The following is a 20812-nucleotide window of genomic DNA, read 5'->3' as shown; positions in this document are numbered from 1 at the left end:
TAGGCTAATTTTGCAGCATCGATTCAGCACTGGGCCGCTTCGGTTAATACCAAGTGCCTCATAACGGAGCAATTCTATGATCGTTCGTAATCTTGAAGAAGCACGTAAAACAGATCGTCTTGTCACCGCCGAGAATGGCAATTGGGACAGCACGCGTCTTGTTCTAGCCAATGATAATGCGGGTTTTTCATTTCATATTACCCGTATTTTCCCAGGCACTGAGACGCATATTCATTACAAAAACCACTATGAAGCTGTGTTTTGCTATGAAGGCGAAGGCGAAGTAGAAACCCTAGCCGATGGCAAAATCTGGCCGATCAAAGCAGGCGATATTTATCTGCTGGATCAGCACGACGAACATCTGTTACGCGGTAAAGAAAAAGGCATGACCGTCGCATGCGTTTTCACGCCAGCAATTACCGGTAATGAAGTACACCAGGAAGACGGCTCATACGCTGCACCCGCTGGTGAGTAAGGCCCAACGTTAGCGTTACGGATTGGCTAATGACAAAACAGCCTGCTTAAAAAGCAGGCTGTTTTTTATGAGGGTTGTCATTGATGATTAGGATTTTAACCTGATGCCTGTGAGATCATACGGGTTCGCATAATATATATTATGTTAAATTAACTAAATAAAGGTTCCAAAACCAGCGGATCAAGTTGGACAATACAATGTCCTTCTCCTTATCATTCATGCTCTTCTTGTTTAAGGATATCTCACGTTATGCGCTCAGGTGTATTGTGTCTAATGGCTGGTTTGTCGCTTTCGTTTGCAGGCTGTGCTGTGACACCGCCAGAAACGAATGAGCCACCGCCATTAAGCGAAGCGTCTTTTAACACCCGCATCCTTGAACTTGAAACCTCTCTTGCTCAGCAGTGTGCATCCGCGTCTACACGACTGCACGAGCAGCAGCTTAACCAACAGCGAGCGTTAACAGCTGATGTTCGCGAAGTCGGTAGCCTGTTGCGCTATTTGCGCCAAGATGTGGCTGGCCTACAAGCTCGCGGTGAAGATCCCGTTATTGTTCGTGAAGAGTGCGATGTTGATGCCACTCAAGACAACAAAACACTGCTGGGCCGCAGTGAATGGGTTGGTTTACCCAGTGTTGGCACTTATTTGAAGGCGCGCGTTGATTCTGGAGCCAACACGTCATCACTATCAGCATCCGAAATTACCCGCTTTGAACGTGATGGCGAAAATTGGGTGCGCTTTAAGTTGGCACTAAATGACAATGACGTGGTCGTAGATCGCGTGCGTGATGAATGGATCGAAGCGCCGATTGTACGTAGGGTGCGTATTGTTCAGGCATCTGGTGAAGAGTCTCGCCCAGTGATCTCACTGTTAATGACCTTGGGCCCAATCCGCGAAAACGTTGAGTTCACGCTTAATAATCGCACCCATTTGGACTACCCAGTGCTGTTAGGACGGCGATTCATGATGGATATTGCCACTATTGATGTTGCTCAAACCTATCTTTACGAACGTCCAGAATTCCCTGGCGGTGAACCTGTCGATCAAGCCGCTGAAGATGAAGCAGCAGATCAAGACGATACTGAAGAGTAACAGTTCTCCCCCGCCGTTTTTCGCTGAAAGGAATCATGATGTCACGGTTGCCGTTTTATTTGATCGTTGGACTACTGCTGTTGGTTGGTATTGCCGCCAGTGTGCATCGACATGTTCAGTTCGAAATCCCCTGGCTACCCGGCGAACAGCGCCAAGTATGGGAAATCGAAGCTGTTATCAACTTTAATGCCCAGGACGGCCCTGTGCAGGTTGATCTAGCGCTGCCTTCTCATCAGGCCGGATACCGGGTTTTGACGGAAAACACCGCGTCTTCCGGCTATGGGCTTGCCTATAAAGCAGATGAACTAGGTCGTCAGGCTGAGTGGACTATTCGCAATGCCGCCGGTAGCCAGCAGCTTTACTATTCAGTGCAAATGCTGGTTTCGCCAGATGCGCGCTCACCGGTACAAACGCCACCAGAATTATCGTCTGTTCCCCCCTGGGAAAGCCCGTACGACACTGCCGCTAGCCAATTAATTGATCGTGCTTGGGCACGTAGCGCCAATAACGCCACCTTTGCGAGAGAATTGATTTTAGATATTAATGGCGAACGCCAAGGGGAAAATGCACGACTACTCTTAGCCCAGGAACAGCCATCGCCACTGATTGTGCGTTTGTTGAACCAAGCGGGTGTTCATGCAAGGGAAGTCAGCGGCCTATTGATGGAGGATGGTCGTCGTCGACAAACCCTCAGCAGTTGGATTCAAGTGTTCGACGAATCTGCCGAAACGTGGACACTCTTTAATCCGACTACCGGCGAGCAAGGAAAACCCGACAACCTTCTGCTCTGGGAAACAGGTGGTCGCGCGGTGCTAGAGGTCCAGGGCGGAACCAATTCGCGTGTCACCTTTTCAATGTTGACACATTACCAACCGGCTTCTGCGGCGGTTCGCAATCACTACTCTGATGACACACTACTCAACTTTTCTATCCATAGCCTTCCTTTGGAAGAGCAGGCACTTTTCCAAACGATCCTGCTGATTCCCATTGGCGCGCTGGTAGTGGTGTTTTTGCGCGTGCTGGTTGGGGTAAAAACGTCGGGCACGTTTATGCCGGTGCTGATTGCATTAGCGTTTATTCAAACTACCCTGCTAACGGGCTTAATTGGCTTCCTGCTGATTGTGGCCATGGGCTTGATCATTCGTAATTATCTTTCATACCTCAATCTATTGCTGGTAGCGAGGGTTTCGGCGGTCATCATCACGGTCATAGCAATCATCTCAATTTTCACTGTCATTGCTTATCGTATGGGCCTAAGTTCGGGGTTAACCGTCACATTTTTCCCAATGATCATTCTGGCGTGGACGATTGAGCGGATGTCGATTCTTTGGGAAGAGGAAGGGCCAAAGCAGGTACTGGTTCAAGGCGGAGGCAGCCTCTTAACCGCTGTATTAGCGTTCCTTGCCATGAACAACCCCTGGGTTCGCCACATTACTTTCAACTTCCTTGGTGTTCAGTTCATTCTGATGGCGCTCATCTTGTTGCTTGGTAATTACACGGGCTATCGTTTATTGGAGCTTCGCCGTTTTAAGCCAATTACAGATGAAGAGAAATCCTCATGAGCTGGCTAAAGAACTGGACGTGGCCGACACGACTTAGAGACAAGGGAATTATCGGCATGAATCGGCGAAATATTCGCTACATTGGCCGCTATAATTCCCGACGCTTATATCCGCTTGTTGACGACAAGCTGAAAACCAAGCTTCTTGCGCAACGTTACGGCATCACAACGCCAGAGCTCATTGGTACGGTAACGACTCAGTTTGGTGTCAAGCATATCAGTGAGATGCTGAGCGGCCATTCAGGCTTTGTGATCAAGCCCGCCAAAGGCAGTGGCGGAAAAGGCATACTTGTTATTGAAAAGGTACAAGAGGGTATCTTTATCAAGCCAAGCGGTGTCAGTTTGTCGATTGAAGATATTGAGCGCCATGTTTCGAACATACTTTCTGGGCTGTATTCGCTAGGCGGCTCACCGGATGTCGCCGTTATCGAAACACTGATCAATTTCGATGAAAGCCTGATGGCCTATACCTATGAAGGCGTACCGGACATTCGAGTCATCGTGTTTAAAGGTTATCCCGTGATGGCCATGATGCGGCTTTCTACCGCTGCGTCGGATGGCAAGGCCAATCTTCACCAGGGGGCCGTGGGTGTTGGGCTGAACATTGCCACAGGCGCGGCCCTACGTGGAGTGCAGTTTGATCGTCCATGCTTTAGCCATCCCGATACAGGTCACGACTTGGCAAGTCTGGTTGTCCCACAGTGGGATACCCTGCTCCACCTGGCAGCAGGCTGCTACGAGATGACCGGGCTTGGCTATCTTGGCACCGATATGGTGCTAGATAGAAAGCATGGCCCCATGCTGCTTGAGCTTAATGCGCGCCCCGGGCTTGCTATCCAAATGACCAACGGTGAAGGACTTCGCCGTCGGCTTGACCTGATCGAGCAGCAGCCTGACGGTGTTCCCGTCGCGGAACGGGTAGCGTTTGCACAACACCACTTTGCCCGCCAAAGCGAACTCGTAGAAACGCCTGACACTTCTTCGGCGACGGCGTAGACTACGCATATCCCGTTCAACGAGTGCCCTAATGACAGAAGCTAATACGCTATTACAACAAGCGGAATCCCAGTGCCATACCCGAGGCGTGAGATTTACACCTATTCGTCGCCGAGTATTAGAGCTGATTGCTGAGAATGGTGGCGGCCTAAAAGCGTATGACTTGTTAGACCAGCTATCCACTGAGCATGCCGCAGCAAGACCTCCCACGGTTTACCGTGCTCTCGACTTTCTTATCGAGCAAGGTCTCGTTCATCGTATAGAGTCACAAAACGCTTACGTTGCCTGCGCCTGCCCTGAGCATGCCCATGGGTTTCAGCTGTTGATTTGTCGCCATTGTGGCTATGTTGAAGAGCTTCACTTAGATGAAATAAGCGCTCAACTGGCCGAATTAGCCAAACGACAAGGGTTTAACGTCGAGCGCCAAACGATAGAACTTCAAGGTTTGTGCCAAAATTGCCGATCTGCGAGTAACGAGTAATGTCACGTTTTGACCAATTAGCCCCGCGCGACCTATTCAAAGCCCTAGAGTCTGCCAGCCCTTCCGATACGTTGCCCGGGACCGAAGCGCTTCTTGACGCAGTGCGCTTTAACGAACAAGGCTTGCTGCCTGCCATTGCCCAGCAGTTTGATTCAGGCGAAGTGTTAATGATGGCATGGATGAACCGCGAGGCACTCGAAGAAACGCTAGCAACGCAGCGTGCTTGCTACTATTCACGCTCGCGTAAAAAGCTCTGGCGTAAAGGTGAAACCTCGGGTCAACAACAGCAGCTGAAATCTGCGGCTCTCGACTGCGATGGTGACACGCTATTACTTCAAGTCGATCAGACAGGACCCGCTTGCCACACCGGTCGACGCAGCTGTTTTTACTTATCGGTAAATGAAGAGCGTGCGACGATTACCAGCGAACCGCTTATCGACCCAGCGGCACTTTACGGCAAGAAATAGTGGTAAAGCCGCTATCCCAAGCAAAGCACTGGGCCTTGAAGGCACTCGCCATTGTCATGATTGGTTGCATCAAGGTCTATCAATACACCATTAGCCCCCTGCTGGGGCCGCGCTGTCGCTTCTGGCCAAGCTGCTCGTCTTATACCGTTGAAGCCATTCAAGTGCATGGCCCTTTCAAAGGCGGCTGGATGGCGATAAAGCGTATTATGCGATGCCACCCAGGCAGCGCCGGTGGTATCGATCCCGTGCCTGGTGGCAGAAGCGAGCAGCTATGTCGTGAAGACCCCGATTTAACAGCGCCGCCGCACTCAAAGTGCGACCATCATCACTGAGAAAGCTTTCCAATGCGCGTTTACAATTAAGACTGTTTTGCCACCTGGTAAATACGCTCCAACATGGCATGCAAGCCGTTACTGCGGGTAGGTGATAGGTGCTTATCCAAACCTAAATCTTTCAAAAAGTGAGGCTCGGTTTGGCTAATCTCATCAGGTGTGCGATCACTATAGATTCTCAGCAGCAACGCAATCAGTCCTGAAACGATGGCCGCATCCGACGTTGCCTTGAAAATAAGCTTGTCGCCCTGCCCTTCGTGACACATCCACACGTTAGATTGGCAGCCCTGAATCTTAAACTCTTCGGTTCGCTGCTCCTCCGGAAAGTCAGGCAGTTGCTTCCCCATATCGATAATGTATTGATAACGATCCATCCAGTTATCAAATATTTCAAACTCTTCGACCAGTTCTTGCTGGGCCAGCTCAGCGCCTGAAGTTGCCATGGCGTTTCCTTTGGGTTGGTGTCTCAATATCATGCCTATTATAACGGGTCAGAAGGCATTTTTGGGGCTGTTTTCAAGCGATGACGCTGCTGCTCTTGGTGCCATTCATTATCTTCGGTGTGTAAGTAGCGACTCGTCGTATCCAGTTTAGAATGACGGGCACTCTCGGCTAAATAGCGCAGGCTTACCCCCGATTGCGCTTGATGTGTAATCGCCGTATGCCGCAGCCAGTGGGGTGTTGCACGACGCAGCGCACTCACATAGGCAGGCTTACCATTTTGCGCTTCTAGTGCATCAGCCGCCTCGCTAAATACGCCTTTAATCAGCCGATAAAGTTGGTTATCGCTAATGCCACGACGTTTATCTAACGCACGGATAAGAGGGTCGGGTTCGTGATAACTGGGCAGGCCTGCTAACCCAAGCGCTTCCCGCCATTCGAGCACACACTCAAGCATGTCATCGGGCACCGGAATACGTGCAAGCTTACTCCCCTTACCGACCACCACCCACCACCATCGCCCCTCGCTTTCCTGAAAGTCATCCATCCGAGCGTTAGCCATTTCACTAATACGTGGCGCTAACAGATAAGCGAAGCTGAATATAAACCGTCGCCGTGCTTGTTCATACGCTTCTCGCTCACTAGCGTGTCCGGCTGGCGTATTCAGCCACTGCCAAAACCATACCCAAAGATCTCGCTCTAAATAACGCTCAATGGTTTGAGCCTGGTTGTTCAGCCGCCTTGCTTTGTCGCGCATTAGCACAAATGGGTTATGGCGTACCCACCCTGCTTCCACTAGCCAGCTAAACAAGCCCTGCAGAATAATCAGACTTTGCCGCCGGCTTGCAGGCGAGAGCCCACCACGAAAAGGTCGCCATTGCGCATGATAGCGAGGCTTACTTGCCCCCACCCACTGCTCAGTTGGCTGAGGATCTGCCAAAAAAGCCTCGTACTGGCGCAACATTTCACGATTCATATCGCATAACGAGGTGTTGTGGCTGGACAACCAAAGCAGCAGGCGCTCCGCCTCTCGGCGGTAACTTTTCAATGTCTGAGGGCTGCCTTGGTACTCCCTAAGCCACGCAGCAACAGCCTCAACGTCGTTTTGAGCATCAATTAGCTGCGTTGGGGTGACGGGCACGGAAGACTTAGCCAGCAAGTCAGGCCAGCTGCCCTTTTCTAGGCCTTCACGTACGTGTTTTTGCTGTTTTTCGACCTCTCTGGGCATCGCCACATTCCCCATATCTACCGCGTTATTTTTCAATGGGTTAAGTGTGCTGCTATCGGCACTAAAATTCAAGATAAGGGCAGTAATCTTGAATTTATAGCACTTAATGTAAATAACATTACGTTTTATGTATTACGTAATTATTGTAATTTTAACCAAACCCTACGAAAATAGCGCTACCAATCTGACAGGGATAAGCACCATGGCTCGCAGCGGGATTCAATACAGTGATGTTCAGCAAGCAATCGACACCCTGCTCGCTCGCGGCGACACTCCTAGCGTGCAACGCATTCGGGAAGTACTGGGAACCGGCAGCTTCACAACGATCAGTGAGCATTTCCGTAATTGGCGTATTGAGCGAGAGCAAAATCGCGATGTTCCGCCACCTAAGGGCGTCCCAGAAGTCATCGTTAACGTCGCCACCGAACTATGGCGCGAGGCGCAAGAGGTCGCCAATCAAGCGCTCGTCCACTATCGTGAAGATGCTAATCGGCAGGTAGAGAGCGCCCAGCAGGAAGCTGCCGAAGCACTTCAGCAAACAGCCAATGCGCAGCAACGAGAAAGTGCCCTTGCAGAGCATTTGCGACATACAGAACAGCGCTTGGAGACACTTAATCGCGAGCTGGCCGCTAGTCAAGCGAGCGAGCGTCAGTGGCAGCAACAGGCAGAGCAAGCCAACCAAGATGCTAAGCGATACCAGCAGCTACTTACCCAGTCGGAGCATGATGTCGCTTCGCTGAAAGAGCGCTTCACTGAAGAGCTGCAACAACGCCAAGCCGCTTGGGAACAGCGCCTTGCTCAGGAGGAGCAGCGTAACGAAGCAGCGGAAGGAAAACTGATGGCGTTGCTAGACACGCTAAGACAAGAGCGTGCCCAAGAAGAAAAAGCACTACAAAAGCGCCTGCTCCAGTTCGAGCAGCGCTCAGACAGCTTGGCGAAAGAGCTTCAGCTCAAAAAAGACACGTTGCAGCACTACCAGTTAGACAACAGCAGCTTGCAACAACGTATTGACGAGCTTGAGCGCAACAATATATCGCTAAAAGAGCTGCACTCCAGCCTGCAGAGCGAGCTTGATAAAGCCCACCAAGCACTAGAACAGCAGCACAAAACGGCGCTTCAGGACGAAAACTGGCAGCAACAGCTTTGGCAACGAATGGAAGCCCTTCACGCGCAATTAACAGCCCTGCCCGAGACGCTTTCATCACAGGATAAAGAAGGCACCTCAACTGACGAGTAATGCATTGCGTATAAAAAAGCCCAGCCCACCGAGCCGCCTTCGTCATTCCCGCAGGCCCTTAGCGGGAATCCATGTTGACCTGGAATTTGGGGCTCCTGCAGGTCAAGATCAAGGTGGATTCCCGATAACCCCACTCGGGAATGACAGTGCGGTTCACGCTTTGGAAGGTGGTCGCTTTGCTGTATGTGGCTAGTGGATAATGCCAGCCAGCCTTGGCTGACTGGCATTACGCAGATCTACTGGGCATTTCGAAGCGAACACGGTGCCACCAACAGTGCGTTAGCGGTAGTAAGCGTTCGTTGTATCCGTGTGATCGGTCACATCACGGATACCCGCTAGCTCAGGAATCCGCTCCATCAGTGTTTTCTCAACGCCATCTTTAAGCGTTAAATCTACCGCTGCACAACCTTGGCAGCCGCCACCAAAAGCAAGGATCGCCACCTTGTCTTCGGTCAGCTCTACCAGCTTGATTTCACCACCGTGGGCCGCCAGCCCTGGGTTAATCTCGCTGTAAAGCGTGTAGTTGATGCGGTCTTCCAGCGGGCTGTCCGCGTTAACTTTAGGCATTTTCGCGTTAGGAGCCTTGATGGTTAACTGGCCGCCCATACGATCCGCGTTAAAATCAACAACCGCCTCGTCTAAAAACGCCAAGCTGTTTTTATCGAGAAATACGTTAATTTTTTCAAGTTCAAGCTTAACGTCAGTGGGTTCTTCTTCACCTGGACGGCAATAGGCTAAACATGTTTCCGCGTAAGGCGTGCCGGGTTGGGTGATAAAAATACGTACAGCAATGCCTTCAACATTCTGCTTTTCCAACAGTTCAGCAAGATATTCCTGAGCACTGTCAGTAATATCAATACCTTGGGTATCTGTTTCGATAGTCGCGGTCATAAGGGATGTTATCCTCCCGTGGTTGTGGCTTGGCCACATCACATGTCATTTATAACTATTTCATTAACGCCTATGGTAAGCAAAACTGCTCGCCAGCACAATCCCGACTATTTTAGTAGGCTATTGCCTATGTATATGAGCGCGCCTCATTAAGATACTGCAATAACTTCACGCCCTTACTTGCTGCCCTATGGTGTGCCCTTTGTTATGATAGGCGCCGCTCACACTATGACGACGACTATAAAAAATATCCTTTTTGACTGAGACGCTGGAGATTCCCCCCTGCCATGGCTGCTAGTGATTTGACTGCTTCCCTCACCCAACGCCTTGCCCAACGTATCCTGATTTTGGACGGCGGCATGGGCACCATGTTGCAGAACGCCGAACTCAGCGAGGACGATTTCCGTAGTGACCGCTTTCGTGACTGGCCCTCGGACCTTAAAGGTAATAATGACTTATTAGCACTTACCTGTCCGGACTTAGTAGCACGTATTCACCGCGACTATTTAGAAGCTGGCGCGGATATTATCGAAACCAATACATTTAATAGCACACGTCTTTCCCAGTCAGACTATGGCATGGAAGATTTGGTGCCTGAGCTGAATCGTGAGTCGGCACGTTTGGCGCGTAATGTCTGTGACGCCGTGGCGGCTGAAACGAATATCCCGCGGTATGTCGCTGGGGTACTTGGGCCAACCTCACGCACCGCGTCTCTGTCGCCGGATGTCAACGACCCTTCTAAGCGCAATGTCACCTTCGACGAGCTTCGCGAGAACTATTACGAAGCTGCTAGGGCGTTAATCGAAGGCGGTGCAGATCTTATTATGATCGAGACTATCTTTGACACACTTAATGCCAAAGCCGCTATTTATGCCCTTGAAGAGTTGTTTGATGACCTGAACACGCGGCTGCCGGTGATGATTTCCGGCACCATTACCGATGCCTCAGGTCGCACGCTTTCTGGTCAAACCACCGAGGCATTCTGGAACTCTGTTCGCCACGCTCAGCCTCTCTCAGTTGGCTTGAACTGTGCTCTAGGTGCGGAGGAGCTGCGCCCTTACATCGAAGAGCTTTCCACTAAAGCCGATACCTTTGTTTCTGCGCACCCCAATGCGGGCCTACCCAATGAGTTTGGTGAGTATGACCAAACCCCAGAGGAAATGGCGGCCATTGTCAGCGAGTTCGCGGCAAGTGGACTGGTCAATATTATTGGGGGCTGCTGTGGCTCAACCCCTGAGCATATTCGCGCCATCGCTGAGGCAGTCAGCTCGATGGCGCCCCGCAAGATTGCAAAGCGTAGTCATGCGTGCCGTCTGTCTGGCTTAGAGCCCTTCAACATTGAAGCCGACGCGCTGTTTGTCAATGTCGGTGAGCGCACTAACGTGACCGGCTCGGCACGCTTTAAGCGGCTGATCGTCGAAGAAGACTTCACCACCGCGCTTGAAGTCGCCTTGGAGCAAGTCGAGAACGGCGCGCAAATTATCGACATCAACATGGACGAAGGCATGTTGGAGTCCCAGGAAGCGATGGTTCGTTTCCTTAATTTAATCGCTGGCGAACCCGATATCGCTCGCGTTCCGATCATGATCGACTCCTCTAAATGGGACATCATCGAAGCGGGCCTTAAGTGTGTTCAGGGCAAAGCGGTTGTTAACTCTATCTCGCTGAAAGAAGGTGAAGCCGCGTTTCGCGAGCAAGCCACCAAATGTCGCCGCTTTGGCGCCGCCATTGTGGTCATGGCGTTTGATGAAGAAGGCCAAGCAGATACCTTTGCGCGTAAAACCGAAATTTGTGAACGCGCCTACCGCTTACTAGTCGATGACATTGGCTTCCCTGCGGAAGATATTATTTTCGACCCTAATATCTTTGCTATCGCGACCGGCATAGATGAGCACAATAACTACGCCGTCGATTTCATTGAGGCTACCCAGTGGATCCGTGAGCACCTGCCTCACGCGATGATCTCCGGCGGCGTATCGAACGTCTCGTTTTCATTTCGAGGCAATAACCCCGTTCGTGAAGCCATTCACTCGGTATTCCTTTACCACGCCATTCGTGCAGGCCTCAGCATGGGCATCGTCAATGCGGGCCAATTGGCGGTTTATGATGACTTACCCACTGAGCTGCGTGATGCGGTAGAAGACGTCGTGCTCAACCGCCGTAGCGATGGTACCGAGCGGCTGCTTGACCTTGCCGACAAGTACAAGGGCGATGGCAGCGGCGCCGCCAAAAAAGAAGACCTGGAGTGGCGCAGTTGGCCGGTTAATAAGCGTATCGAGCATGCGTTGGTTAAAGGCGTAACTGCATATATAGAAGAGGACACCGAACAGGCTCGCGCCGAGGCCGCTAGGCCCATCGAGGTGATCGAAGGCCCGTTAATGGATGGTATGAACGTGGTTGGCGACCTGTTTGGTGCCGGCAAAATGTTCCTACCCCAGGTAGTTAAGTCGGCTCGCGTCATGAAGCAGGCGGTTGCCTATCTGATTCCCTATATCGAAGCGGAAAAAAGCGAAGAGACCAAGGCCAAAGGCAAGATCGTAATGGCCACGGTTAAAGGCGATGTTCACGATATCGGCAAAAACATTGTCGGCGTGGTACTGCAGTGTAATAACTACGAAGTCATCGACCTTGGCGTGATGGTGCCTACCGAAAAAATTCTTCAGGCCGCCCAAGATCACAATGCTGACATCATTGGACTTTCAGGACTGATCACCCCATCGCTTGATGAGATGGTGCATGTTGCTAAAGAAATGAAGCGCCGGGGCATGGATCTGCCGCTGCTCATTGGTGGTGCCACTACCTCCAAAGCCCATACAGCCGTAAAAATTGAGCCACAATACGATCACCCCGTGATTTATGTAACCGATGCCTCCCGAGCGGTTGGCGTCGCGGGCCGTTTACTGGCGCCGAACCTTAAAGCCGCCTACGTTGCCGAGATTCGCGAAGAGTACGAAAAAGTGCGCGAGCGTAACGCCAAACGCCGCCCTAAAGCCGCAGACCTGGACTATACCCAAGCCCGTAAACGGCGCTTTCGCACGGATTGGAACAGCTTTACTCCAGTGAAACCTCAGGTGTTGGGTCTCAAAACCTTCGATAACTACGACCTTGAAGAGCTGGTTGAACGCATCGATTGGACACCGTTCTTTATGAGCTGGCAGCTTGCTGGCAAGTACCCCAAAATCCTTGAAGACAAGGTGGTCGGGGAAGCTGCACGCAATTTGTTTGCAGATGCCAAAGTGATGCTGCGCAAGCTAATCGACGAAAAGCGCGTTCAGGCGCGCGGCGTCATTGGCTTGTGGCCCGCTAACAGCGTCGATGACGATGTCATTGAAGTGTATGCCGATGAAAGCCGCACCGAGATCGTTGAGCGTTTGCATCACATTCGTCAGCAGACCACCAAAGGGCGTGATGGGATCTGCTACAGTCTGGCGGATTTTATTGCGCCTAAAGAGAGCGGCAAAGCCGACTGGATCGGTGGTTTTGCCGTTACCACAGGCCATGGGGTTGATGAACTTTCTAAAGCCTATGAAGCAGCTGGTGACGATTACAATGCCATCATGGTGCAAGCATTAACCGACCGTTTAGCAGAAGCGTTTGCCGAGCGCATGCACGAGCGCGTGCGCAAAGAGTTCTGGGGCTATGTGCCGGAAGAGACGCTGGATAATGACGCGCTAATTGCCGAGAAATATCAGGGTATCCGCCCTGCTCCCGGCTACCCAGCCTGCCCTGACCATACCGAAAAGGCCACGCTGTTCCGGTTGCTTGATGCGACGGAAAATACCGGCTTGGCACTGACCGAAAATTTTGCCATGTGGCCTGCGGCGGCGGTCTCTGGCTGGTACTTCGCACACCCCCAGTCCAAATACTTCTCCACCGGAAAAATCACCCGGGATCAAGTGGAAGCGATTGCGCAACGCAAGCAGATGCCATTAGTGGAAATGGAACGCTGGCTATCGCCAGTGCTCTCTTACGACCCTAGCTAATGTCAGCAGTGGGCCGCCGCCAAGGTAAGGTCATGCGCTTAGCCTTACCGATCATGCTGGGCATGCTCTCACAGAGCATGCTCAACCTTATTGATGCTGCACTGGTAGGCCATTTAGGCCAAGAGGCATTGGCAGGTGTTGGTATCGGCGGCTATGCCATGTTTATGATGACGGCGCTGGTTTTTGGCCTCTCTTCCAGCGTCCAGTCGCAAACCTCTCAAGACCTGGGCGCAGAACACTTCCCGCTAACACGCTCACTTCACTCTGGCTTGCTGATCGCCGTTATGGTCGGCATTCCATTATCGTGTCTCGCGTGGTGGCAGGCTCCCCGGTTAATACAGCTAATGACGCCAGCAGATGACGTGACGGCGATTGCCGTGGAGTATTTCCGCTGGCGCGTTGTATCGTTAGCCGCGATTGCCCTGACACTTTGCTTTCGCGGTTACTGGAACGGGCGGCAACACACGCACCTTTACCTGCGTATTATCGTCATTGTGCATGTGTTCAATGTGGTCGCTAGTGCAGGATTAATTTATGGCATTGGTGGCCTACCGGCGCTGGGTGCCAATGGTGCAGGTATGGGCACGACGCTTTCGCTACTGCTGGGGCTGATTATTTGGGCTTGCGTGACCTATAACGCCCACGCACTTACCCGACAGAAGCTGACATTGCGCTCATTACAGACCACACTATTTTTGGCTATCCCACACTCACTGCAACAAGTATGGTTTGCCGCCGGCTATGTGGTGCTGTTCTGGCTATTAGGTAGGATGGGCACGCAGAGTGTCGCTGTGGGCCATGTGCTAGTGAATCTATCGTTGCTACTTATTTTACCTGGCGTCGGGGTGGGTGTGGCGGCAATGAGCTTGGTCGGTGAAGCATTAGGGCGCGATGATCAACAGGCAGCACACCGCTGGGGAATCGACGCATTAAGCGTCGCTGGCTTGCTGCTGACAGTGTTGGCACTCCCTATGCTGTTGTTCCCGGCCACTGTTCTGGCTATTTTTTTTGAAGATCACTCACTTATTCAGTCAGGTACTCTTCCCTTACAGATTACTGGCTTAATGATAGTGCTGGATGCTGCCGCATTGGTGCTGGCCCAAACGTTAATGGGCGCTGGCGCTCAGCGAACAGTGATGTTGCTTACTTTGAGCATGCAGTGGCTAGTGTTTCTGCCACTGGCCTGGTGGGTAGGCATTGAGTTGGAATATGGGCTACTCGGTGTATGGCTAGTGCAACTTTTCTACCGTGCGCTCAACTCCAGCAGCTTCTTATGGGTGTGGCAGCGTCGACGCTGGCTAGCTCAAACGCTATGACTATAAACCTCAAATACCATTTAGCGATAAAAAGATAATTATATATTCTTTTGTAGAATATGACGCCCGCGTTAAGGTGACGGCACATTACCGTCCGTCTCGACGTGACCATTTCGCTTTTAGCAGGATCGTGCCACATGTACCGTTATGATATTCACGACCAAACGTTGGTTGACGAGCGCGTCGCTCAGTTTCGTGACCAAATGGACCGCTACCGCGCCGGGCGTTTGGGAGAAGAAGAGTTTCGCCCGCTGCGACTCCAAAACGGCCTGTATATTCAGAAGCATGCGCCAATGCTGCGAATCGCCATCCCCTACGGCATGCTGGCGGGTAAGCAGCTTCGCGCGTTAGCGGAAATTACTCGGCGCTATGATCGTGGCTATGGCCACTTCACGACTCGGCAAAACTTGCAGCTGAACTGGCCAGCATTGGAAGACGTACCCGATATTTTGGCAGACCTCGCCAAAGTGCAAATGCACGCTATTCAAACTAGCGGAAACTGCATCCGCAATACCACCAGCGACCAGTTTGCAGGTATTGCCGGTGATGAAGTGGAAGATCCGCGCCCCTGGTGTGAGCTAATTCGCCAGTGGTCAACCTTACATCCTGAGTTCGCCTACCTGCCACGCAAATTTAAAATTGCCGTCAGCGGTGCCGCCCAAGATCGCGCAGCTATTCAAGTGCATGACATCGGCCTGCGGCTATGGCGTAACGAAGACGGTGACGTCCGCATTAAAGTGCTGGCAGGTGGCGGTCTTGGCCGCACACCGATGATTGGCGACGTGGTGCGCGAAGATCTTCCCTGGCAGCACCTCTTAACGTATCTAGAAGCATGTGTTCGCGTATACAACCAATTTGGTCGCCGCGATAACAAGTTTAAAGCACGTATTAAAATTCTCGTCAAAGCGCTCGGTATTGAAGAGTTTCGCCGCCGCGTTGACGAAGAGTGGGCGCATCTTAAAGATGGCCCGCAAACACTTAACCAAGCAGCGGTTGATGCGGCCAAGATTCACTTCCCTGAACCAGAGCGCCGTCCGGTTGCTGAGAGCGCCATTGCCGATTTCGAACAGCTACGCAGCGAAAATCGTAGTTTGGCCCGCTTTGTGACGAATAACGTCACCGACCACAAGGTCCCTGGTTATAAAGCGGTGACCCTTTCACTTAAGCGCCGCGAACACGCGCCTGGCGATGTCACAGCGGATCAAATGGAAGCCGTCGCCGACCTGGCCGATCGCTATAGCTTCGGTGAAGTGCGCGTGACCCACGAGCAAAACCTAGTGCTGTCTGACGTTCCCGTCGATGAGCTAGAGGCGCTCTGGAAAGAGCTTGATGCACTGGGCATGGCCAATCCAACCGTAGGTACGCTGAACGATATTATCTGCTGCCCTGGCGGCGACTACTGTGGCTTGGCCAACGCGGTCTCTATCCCCATCGCCCAAGCACTGCAGGAGCGGTTTGAAGACCTGGACTTCCTCTATGACCTCGGCCCGCTGGATCTGAATATTTCAGGCTGCATGAACGCCTGTGGGCATCACCACGTTGGCCACATCGGCATCCTCGGCGTCGACAAAAAAGGCGAAGAGTACTACCAAATCTCGATTGGTGGTAACTCAACTGACGATGCCTCGTTAGGTAAAATCCTAGGGCCCTCTTTCTACCGCGAAGACGTGCCGGACGTTGTCGATAAGGTACTGCAAGTCTATGTGGCCGAACGTCACGCAGACGAGCGGTTCCTCGACACCTATCGCCGTATTGGCTTAAAACCCTTTAAGGAGCGTGTTTATGCCCAGCAATGACACTCAGACTGACGCGGTTGAGCTCACGCCAGTACATGTCGACCATCTGATCGCTGATGGTGAACTGGCAGCAGAGAATGCCTGGTGTGTGTCCTATGACGCAGACACGCTCCCTGAACAGCGTCCCGCCTTTGTGCCGCTGGCACTCTGGCAAGCGAACCAGGACGATGCCGAGCTAGCACCGCTGCTTTCAAGTGATACCGAGTTAACCACGGAGCTTGGCCAGCAGCTAAGCCGTACCAGTGCGATTGCCATCGATTTCCCGGCATTTACGGATGGGCGTGGCTACACGCTTGCTCGTTTGCTTCGCGAACGCTACGGCTATACCGGTGAAGTACGTGCAGTCGGTGATGTGTTGGTCGACCAGTTGGATTACATGCGCCGCTGTGGCTTTACCGCCATGGCTCTGCGTGATGATCAGCATCCAGACGACGCTATCCGTGCGTTGAATATGTTTAGTGTTCGCTACCAAACCGATGTTGAGCAGCGCCAAGCATTGTTCGAACGCCGCCTGGCGGACACAAAGCAGTAACCGCAAACGATATCGAGATAGACGTAGAAAGATAGAAGTAGAGATAGAAACAGAAAGGGCAGCTTCTCGGCTGCCCTTTTTGTTTGATAAACAATTACTCGATAAACAATGGCAGGCTATCCGCGACGTTTTTGCTGGCGCTCACGGTTGTTAGCTTTGGCACGGTCACTTTTACGTAGCATGACCCAGGTGGCGCCAAGGCCACCCTCCGCAGGTTGCGCAGAAATATAAGCCTGCACTTCGTCGAACTGAGTAAGCCATTTAGCCAGATAGGAACGCAGGACATTCGCAGGACTATCTATTTCTCGCCCCCTCCCATGCACAATGAGCACAGAGCGAAGGTCGTGGAGGTAAGCTTCTTGAATAAACGGGAACAGCATTCTGCGGCACTCTGCCAGCGGCCGCCGTAGCAGATGTAGCTGGGCCTGAACACTGTAACCACCATGCTTCAGTTTATCGACCACTCCTTGCTGAATACCCTCCCGGCGGTATTCAATCGGATCAAAGGGCGGCAACAAGTCGACAAAATCATCGGATAAGAAATTACGCTCTTCCAGACGCTGCTCAGCACTTTCACGACGAGCAAGCTGGGCCTCTGTAGGCCGCTGGCGCTGGGTACCTGTATCTGCGCGGTTATGCTTGGGTAACGGCTTTACATCGCCGACCAACGCACTGAAATCCATCTCATCACGAAGTGATTGATTCATAACAGGCTCCTCTGACAGGGTCTAATGCCTCTATCCTAGCAAACCCGCCGACATTGCTTAAGACTTGTTTTCATTAACATCTAACGCCACGCTGATAGCCAACATTATCAAAGGAGTGGGCATGGTTTGGTTAAAACGTTTGATCGCGTGTAGCGCAGCACTACTAATCGGTGCCGCAGGTTGGCTTTGGCTGACAATGCTGAGCCCGTGGTTTTACGAGCGCCCCTCCCACTTGCCAGTCATTGAAGAACGAACCCACAGCGTCTTCGTCTATGGCACGCTGCGCTATCTCCCTGTGCGCTGGGTGGTGATGGGCAGTTCAGGCAACCCACAACCAGCACGTCTTGAGGGCTTTAAAAAACAAGGCCTGGACTTGACTCCCGATACCCATAGCCATGTAGAAGGGTTACGGTTAGAAGTCACTGCGGATCAGCTATTGCGCTTGGATCGTTATGAGCGCTTGGGTATTCGCTATGAGCGGGTCAAACAAACGCTGGCGGATGGTTCAATTGCCTGGGTTTATCTACGCCTGCCCGCATTTAGCCAATTGCGTAACGCATCTCCTGTACAACCGGTAGCTCTGGTACCATAAGCAGACAACGCAGTGCCCTCTTTACGTCGTTATTTCTAGGATACCTCATGAGTGATTCCACGCCGTTTGTTTTAATTCTTTACTATTCGCGCTCAGGAGCCACTGCGGATATGGCAAGGCAAATTGCAGCAGGTGTCGAAAGCATTACGGGGATTGAAGCGCGGCTGCGCACCGTCCCCCCTGTCTCCACAACCTGTGAAGCCGTTGACCCCGAAATTCCAGCGGAGGGAGCAGTCTATGCAGACCTCGAAGATTTGCGCAACTGCAGCGCGTTGGCATTGGGTAGCCCTACGCGTTTTGGCAATATGGCGGCACCGCTTAAGTATTTTCTAGATACCACCAGCAGCCTATGGATGAATGGCGCATTGATTGATAAACCTGCCTGTGCATTTACCTCCACTTCCAGCCTTCATGGGGGCCAGGAAAGCACGTTGCTCACCATGCTCATTCCGTTACTGCATCACGGCATGGTCTACGCCGGCATCCCCTATAACGAGACCGCCCTTCTTAGTACCCAAACCGGTGGCACGCCCTATGGGGCTAGTCATGTTGCCGGTGCGCGTAGTGACCGCTCTGTCGACGAGCATGAGCGTGCACTGTGTCTTGCTCAAGGCAAGCGGTTAGCCAAGCTTGCGCGAGCACTGCATACAATGCGCCAGGAGGACGCAGTATGAGGCAGTGGTTAGAAGGTCTTGAGACTCGCCATGGACTCGATAAGCTCACGCAGCAAGCAAGGCAGTTAGTCCTCGTCAGCTTTGTCATTCTGCTGCTGCTTGTTGTCTATCGTGGCTTTTTTATTCAAGGTGATACCTTTAACTGGCGTCCAGTGGTCGCGTTTGTGCTGCCACTCTTGCTATTCCTACCCTCGATCATTGGTCAGCGAGCCAGAGGCCATGCCTGGTTAGCCTTTGTTAGCCTACTGTACTTCACGCAGGGCACTATGCTGGCAACCCTACCCGGCCAAGGCGTTCGCGGTGTGCTGGAAGCGCTTGCATCCCTGGCCCTATTTACTGGCTGCATGGCGTACGCGCGTTTTCGCAGCCGTCAACAGCGCCAAGCATAAGCTTAGCTACCCTCTGTTTGCTAAAAACATCAGTAGGGATAAAACCACAGCCAGCCACAAACGCCCGCCGCAACTAAAAAAGCACCTAGCGCAAATAGGCGATGCTTAGTTCGGCGGGCAGGTTTTATATCAATCGGTTCACTATTGAAACGTTTGATTCCCGTCACCATCGCCGCGACTAAATTTTCTCCTTGCAGAGCATGCACAACGATGCCCGCAACATGGATTGCTATCAGGATAAGCAGCACATCACTATTGAGTGAATGCAAGCTGGCTAGCTCGCTACTTATGTCTCGGCCCAACAAACCGTAAAGCGGGCCCTGAAAGAAGATATCGTCACTCAAAAACAGCCCACTCACTGCCTGAAAACTCAGTGAGAGCAGCAGAAGCACCACCATCCACCCCCCCAAGGGGTTGTGGCTCGCATAGCGAGGTGCACGTCGCTTGAGCAGCGCATTTGCATAAATTGCCGTATTTTTTGGCCCATAAACAAACGTACTAAAGCGGGCATAGATAGGGCCTGAAACACCCCAGATCACGCGAAATATCAATAAACCAATAATCAGGTAGCCTGCTTGGGCATGAGCCTCAATCGGAAACAAAAACGGTGCGCCATTGGTTTTCGCGGTGTAAAACGAAATGGCCACCGCTGCCAGCAGACACCAATGGAATAAGCGTACAAAGACGTCCCAAACGGCCAGCTGTTTTCTTTCATTCTGCATTACGTTGCCCTTTATCTTCTATCCATACATTTTCTCATTTCTTCAATGTTTCTGATATAACGCATTACAGAGCACAGGCGACGCGTTATACAATCAAGCAACTTTGCATTACCCGTAACGCCATCAACCTCTCGGCTGGGCTTCCAAATAGAGCTTGTCAACAAAGCGTAGAGACAGGGCTTGAGCTTTACCGAAAGACCAGCGACCATGAACAAAATTTAAAGGGAGCAGTATTCAATGACACGCAATATAGCTGATATTAGGCGCGATTATGAAGGTGGCCGCCTTGATGAAGCCCAAGCCCCCGACAATCCCTTTGTGCTGTTTGATGAGTGGTTTAGCCTAGCGCTGGAAACGGAAGGACAAGACGGTAACGCAATGACCCTTGCTACGGTAGACAGCCAGGGGCGCCCCCATGCCCGTGTCGTTCTGCTCAAGGGGTTTGATGAGCAAGGCATGGTGTTTTTCACCAACTATCATAGCCACAAAGGTAGCGAGCTGAGTAACGTACCTTTTGCGGCCATCACCTTTTGGTGGCCTTCGCTGTCACGACAAGTGCGCATCGAAGGTCCCGTAGAGCAAGTGGCACAAGAGGAGTCTGATGAGTACTTCTCAAGTCGTCCACGTGGTAGCCAGCTGGGTGCCTGGATTGCTACCCAAAGCGTTGTGATCCCCGATCGCAATTGGATCGAAGAGCGGCAAAAACGCTTTGAACAAGCCTACGAAGGACAAGATATTCCGCGTCCGAATCACTGGGGTGGCTATCGAGTTAATCCTGAAATGATAGAGTTCTGGCAGGGGCAACCCAGTCGTCTTCACGACCGCCTGCGTTTTGAGCGGCGTGACGGCGGCGACTGGAGCCGCTTCCGCTTAGCTCCTTAATCAAGCAATTCATTAAGTTAG

The 20812-nt window shown here is 52.0% G+C and carries 21 protein-coding genes; 16 read left to right on the top strand and 5 right to left on the bottom strand.

All coding sequences use genetic code 11. The annotated features are described in order from the left end of the window. Positions 1-76 precede the first annotated feature (76 nt). The 7 genes from INT19_RS08495 (at position 77) to yidD (ending at position 5401) form a co-directional block, all read left to right on the top strand. Positions 77-475: an ectoine synthase gene (locus INT19_RS08495; protein WP_009724424.1), complete on the top strand. Its 399-nt coding sequence runs from the start codon at positions 77-79 to the stop codon at positions 473-475. 249 nt (positions 476-724) lie between these two features. Next, positions 725-1564, top strand: a complete 840-nt coding sequence (locus INT19_RS08490) for an ATP-dependent zinc protease family protein (protein WP_193060442.1) — start codon at positions 725-727, stop codon at positions 1562-1564. A gap of 38 nt (positions 1565-1602) precedes the next feature. Beyond that, positions 1603-3126, top strand: a complete 1524-nt coding sequence (locus tag INT19_RS08485; protein WP_089038377.1) for an inactive transglutaminase family protein — start codon at positions 1603-1605, stop codon at positions 3124-3126. Continuing rightward, on the top strand, positions 3123-4121 hold the full coding sequence (locus tag INT19_RS08480; protein WP_038484259.1) for an alpha-L-glutamate ligase-like protein: 999 nt from the start codon (positions 3123-3125) through the stop codon (positions 4119-4121). Before INT19_RS08485 ends, INT19_RS08480 begins: the two co-directional genes overlap by 4 nt. Before the next feature lie 31 nt (positions 4122-4152). Continuing rightward, complete coding sequence (locus tag INT19_RS08475) at positions 4153-4602, top strand: transcriptional repressor (RefSeq protein WP_038484256.1); 450 nt, start codon at positions 4153-4155, stop codon at positions 4600-4602. After that, a complete protein-coding gene (hisI, locus tag INT19_RS08470; RefSeq protein ID WP_193060441.1) occupies positions 4602-5069 on the top strand; it encodes a phosphoribosyl-AMP cyclohydrolase in 468 nt (155 codons plus the stop codon). Before INT19_RS08475 ends, hisI begins: the two co-directional genes overlap by 1 nt. Before the next feature lie 56 nt (positions 5070-5125). After that, on the top strand, positions 5126-5401 hold the full coding sequence (gene yidD / locus INT19_RS08465) for a membrane protein insertion efficiency factor YidD (RefSeq protein WP_205739042.1): 276 nt from the start codon (positions 5126-5128) through the stop codon (positions 5399-5401). A gap of 26 nt (positions 5402-5427) precedes the next feature. Here the strand turns inward: yidD and INT19_RS08460 are convergent, their stop codons facing one another. Further along, positions 5428-5844, bottom strand: a complete 417-nt coding sequence (locus INT19_RS08460; protein WP_038484250.1) for a SufE family protein — start codon at positions 5842-5844, stop codon at positions 5428-5430. A gap of 38 nt (positions 5845-5882) precedes the next feature. Next, positions 5883-7070, bottom strand: coding sequence for a tyrosine-type recombinase/integrase (locus INT19_RS08455; RefSeq protein ID WP_193060439.1), 1188 nt, complete (start codon positions 7068-7070; stop codon positions 5883-5885). 202 nt (positions 7071-7272) lie between these two features. Between INT19_RS08455 and INT19_RS08450 the strand changes: the two genes are divergently transcribed. Beyond that, positions 7273-8307, top strand: coding sequence for a DNA-binding protein (locus INT19_RS08450; protein ID WP_193060438.1), 1035 nt, complete (start codon positions 7273-7275; stop codon positions 8305-8307). A gap of 279 nt (positions 8308-8586) precedes the next feature. Here the strand turns inward: INT19_RS08450 and nfuA are convergent, their stop codons facing one another. Further along, positions 8587-9198: a Fe-S biogenesis protein NfuA gene (gene nfuA / locus INT19_RS08445; RefSeq protein ID WP_038484241.1), complete on the bottom strand. Its 612-nt coding sequence runs from the start codon at positions 9196-9198 to the stop codon at positions 8587-8589. Positions 9199-9485: 287 nt separating this feature from the next. Between nfuA and metH the strand changes: the two genes are divergently transcribed. From metH to INT19_RS08425, 4 genes are all read left to right on the top strand, one after another. Then, complete coding sequence (metH, locus tag INT19_RS08440) at positions 9486-13181, top strand: methionine synthase (RefSeq protein ID WP_193060437.1); 3696 nt, start codon at positions 9486-9488, stop codon at positions 13179-13181. After that, complete coding sequence (locus INT19_RS08435; protein WP_193060436.1) at positions 13181-14497, top strand: MATE family efflux transporter; 1317 nt, start codon at positions 13181-13183, stop codon at positions 14495-14497. Before metH ends, INT19_RS08435 begins: the two co-directional genes overlap by 1 nt. Positions 14498-14634: 137 nt before the next feature. Next, positions 14635-16293: a nitrite/sulfite reductase gene (locus tag INT19_RS08430; protein ID WP_089038372.1), complete on the top strand. Its 1659-nt coding sequence runs from the start codon at positions 14635-14637 to the stop codon at positions 16291-16293. After that, the gene (locus INT19_RS08425) at positions 16280-16825 is read left to right on the top strand and encodes a DUF934 domain-containing protein (RefSeq protein WP_193060435.1); all 546 of its coding nucleotides are present in this window, start codon (positions 16280-16282) and stop codon (positions 16823-16825) included. Before INT19_RS08430 ends, INT19_RS08425 begins: the two co-directional genes overlap by 14 nt. 116 nt (positions 16826-16941) lie before the next feature. On the opposite strand, the gene smrA is transcribed toward INT19_RS08425, so the two are convergent. Then, complete coding sequence (gene smrA, locus INT19_RS08420; RefSeq protein WP_089038370.1) at positions 16942-17532, bottom strand: DNA endonuclease SmrA; 591 nt, start codon at positions 17530-17532, stop codon at positions 16942-16944. A gap of 121 nt (positions 17533-17653) precedes the next feature. On the opposite strand from smrA, the gene INT19_RS08415 reads away from it, so the two are divergent. Genes INT19_RS08415 through INT19_RS08405 form a run of 3 tightly spaced genes read left to right on the top strand, consistent with a single transcriptional unit; the run spans position 17654 to position 19187 of the window. Further along, entirely contained in the window at positions 17654-18124 is a 471-nt protein-coding gene (locus INT19_RS08415) for a gamma-glutamylcyclotransferase family protein (RefSeq protein WP_193060434.1), read from the top strand. Between the two features lie 47 nt (positions 18125-18171). Continuing rightward, positions 18172-18798 (top strand): NAD(P)H:quinone oxidoreductase, encoded by a 627-nt coding sequence (gene wrbA / locus INT19_RS08410; protein ID WP_125747878.1) that lies wholly within the window; start codon positions 18172-18174, stop codon positions 18796-18798. Continuing rightward, positions 18795-19187 (top strand): DUF2069 domain-containing protein, encoded by a 393-nt coding sequence (locus tag INT19_RS08405; RefSeq protein WP_193060433.1) that lies wholly within the window; start codon positions 18795-18797, stop codon positions 19185-19187. Before wrbA ends, INT19_RS08405 begins: the two co-directional genes overlap by 4 nt. 29 nt (positions 19188-19216) lie before the next feature. Here the strand turns inward: INT19_RS08405 and INT19_RS08400 are convergent, their stop codons facing one another. After that, positions 19217-19909, bottom strand: coding sequence for a cytochrome b/b6 domain-containing protein (locus tag INT19_RS08400; RefSeq protein WP_193060432.1), 693 nt, complete (start codon positions 19907-19909; stop codon positions 19217-19219). A 237-nt stretch (positions 19910-20146) separates the two neighbouring features. Between INT19_RS08400 and pdxH the strand changes: the two genes are divergently transcribed. After that, positions 20147-20791 carry a pyridoxamine 5'-phosphate oxidase gene (gene pdxH / locus INT19_RS08395; RefSeq protein WP_038484211.1) on the top strand — a complete coding sequence of 215 codons (645 nt, stop codon included), beginning with the start codon at positions 20147-20149 and terminating at the stop codon, positions 20789-20791. The last annotated feature ends 21 nt before the right edge of the window (positions 20792-20812 follow it).

The organism is Halomonas sp. 3A7M (assembly GCF_014897875.1).
Taxonomy (GTDB): Bacteria; Pseudomonadota; Gammaproteobacteria; order Pseudomonadales; family Halomonadaceae; genus Vreelandella.
This window is presented reverse-complemented; position numbering and strand designations above follow the sequence as displayed.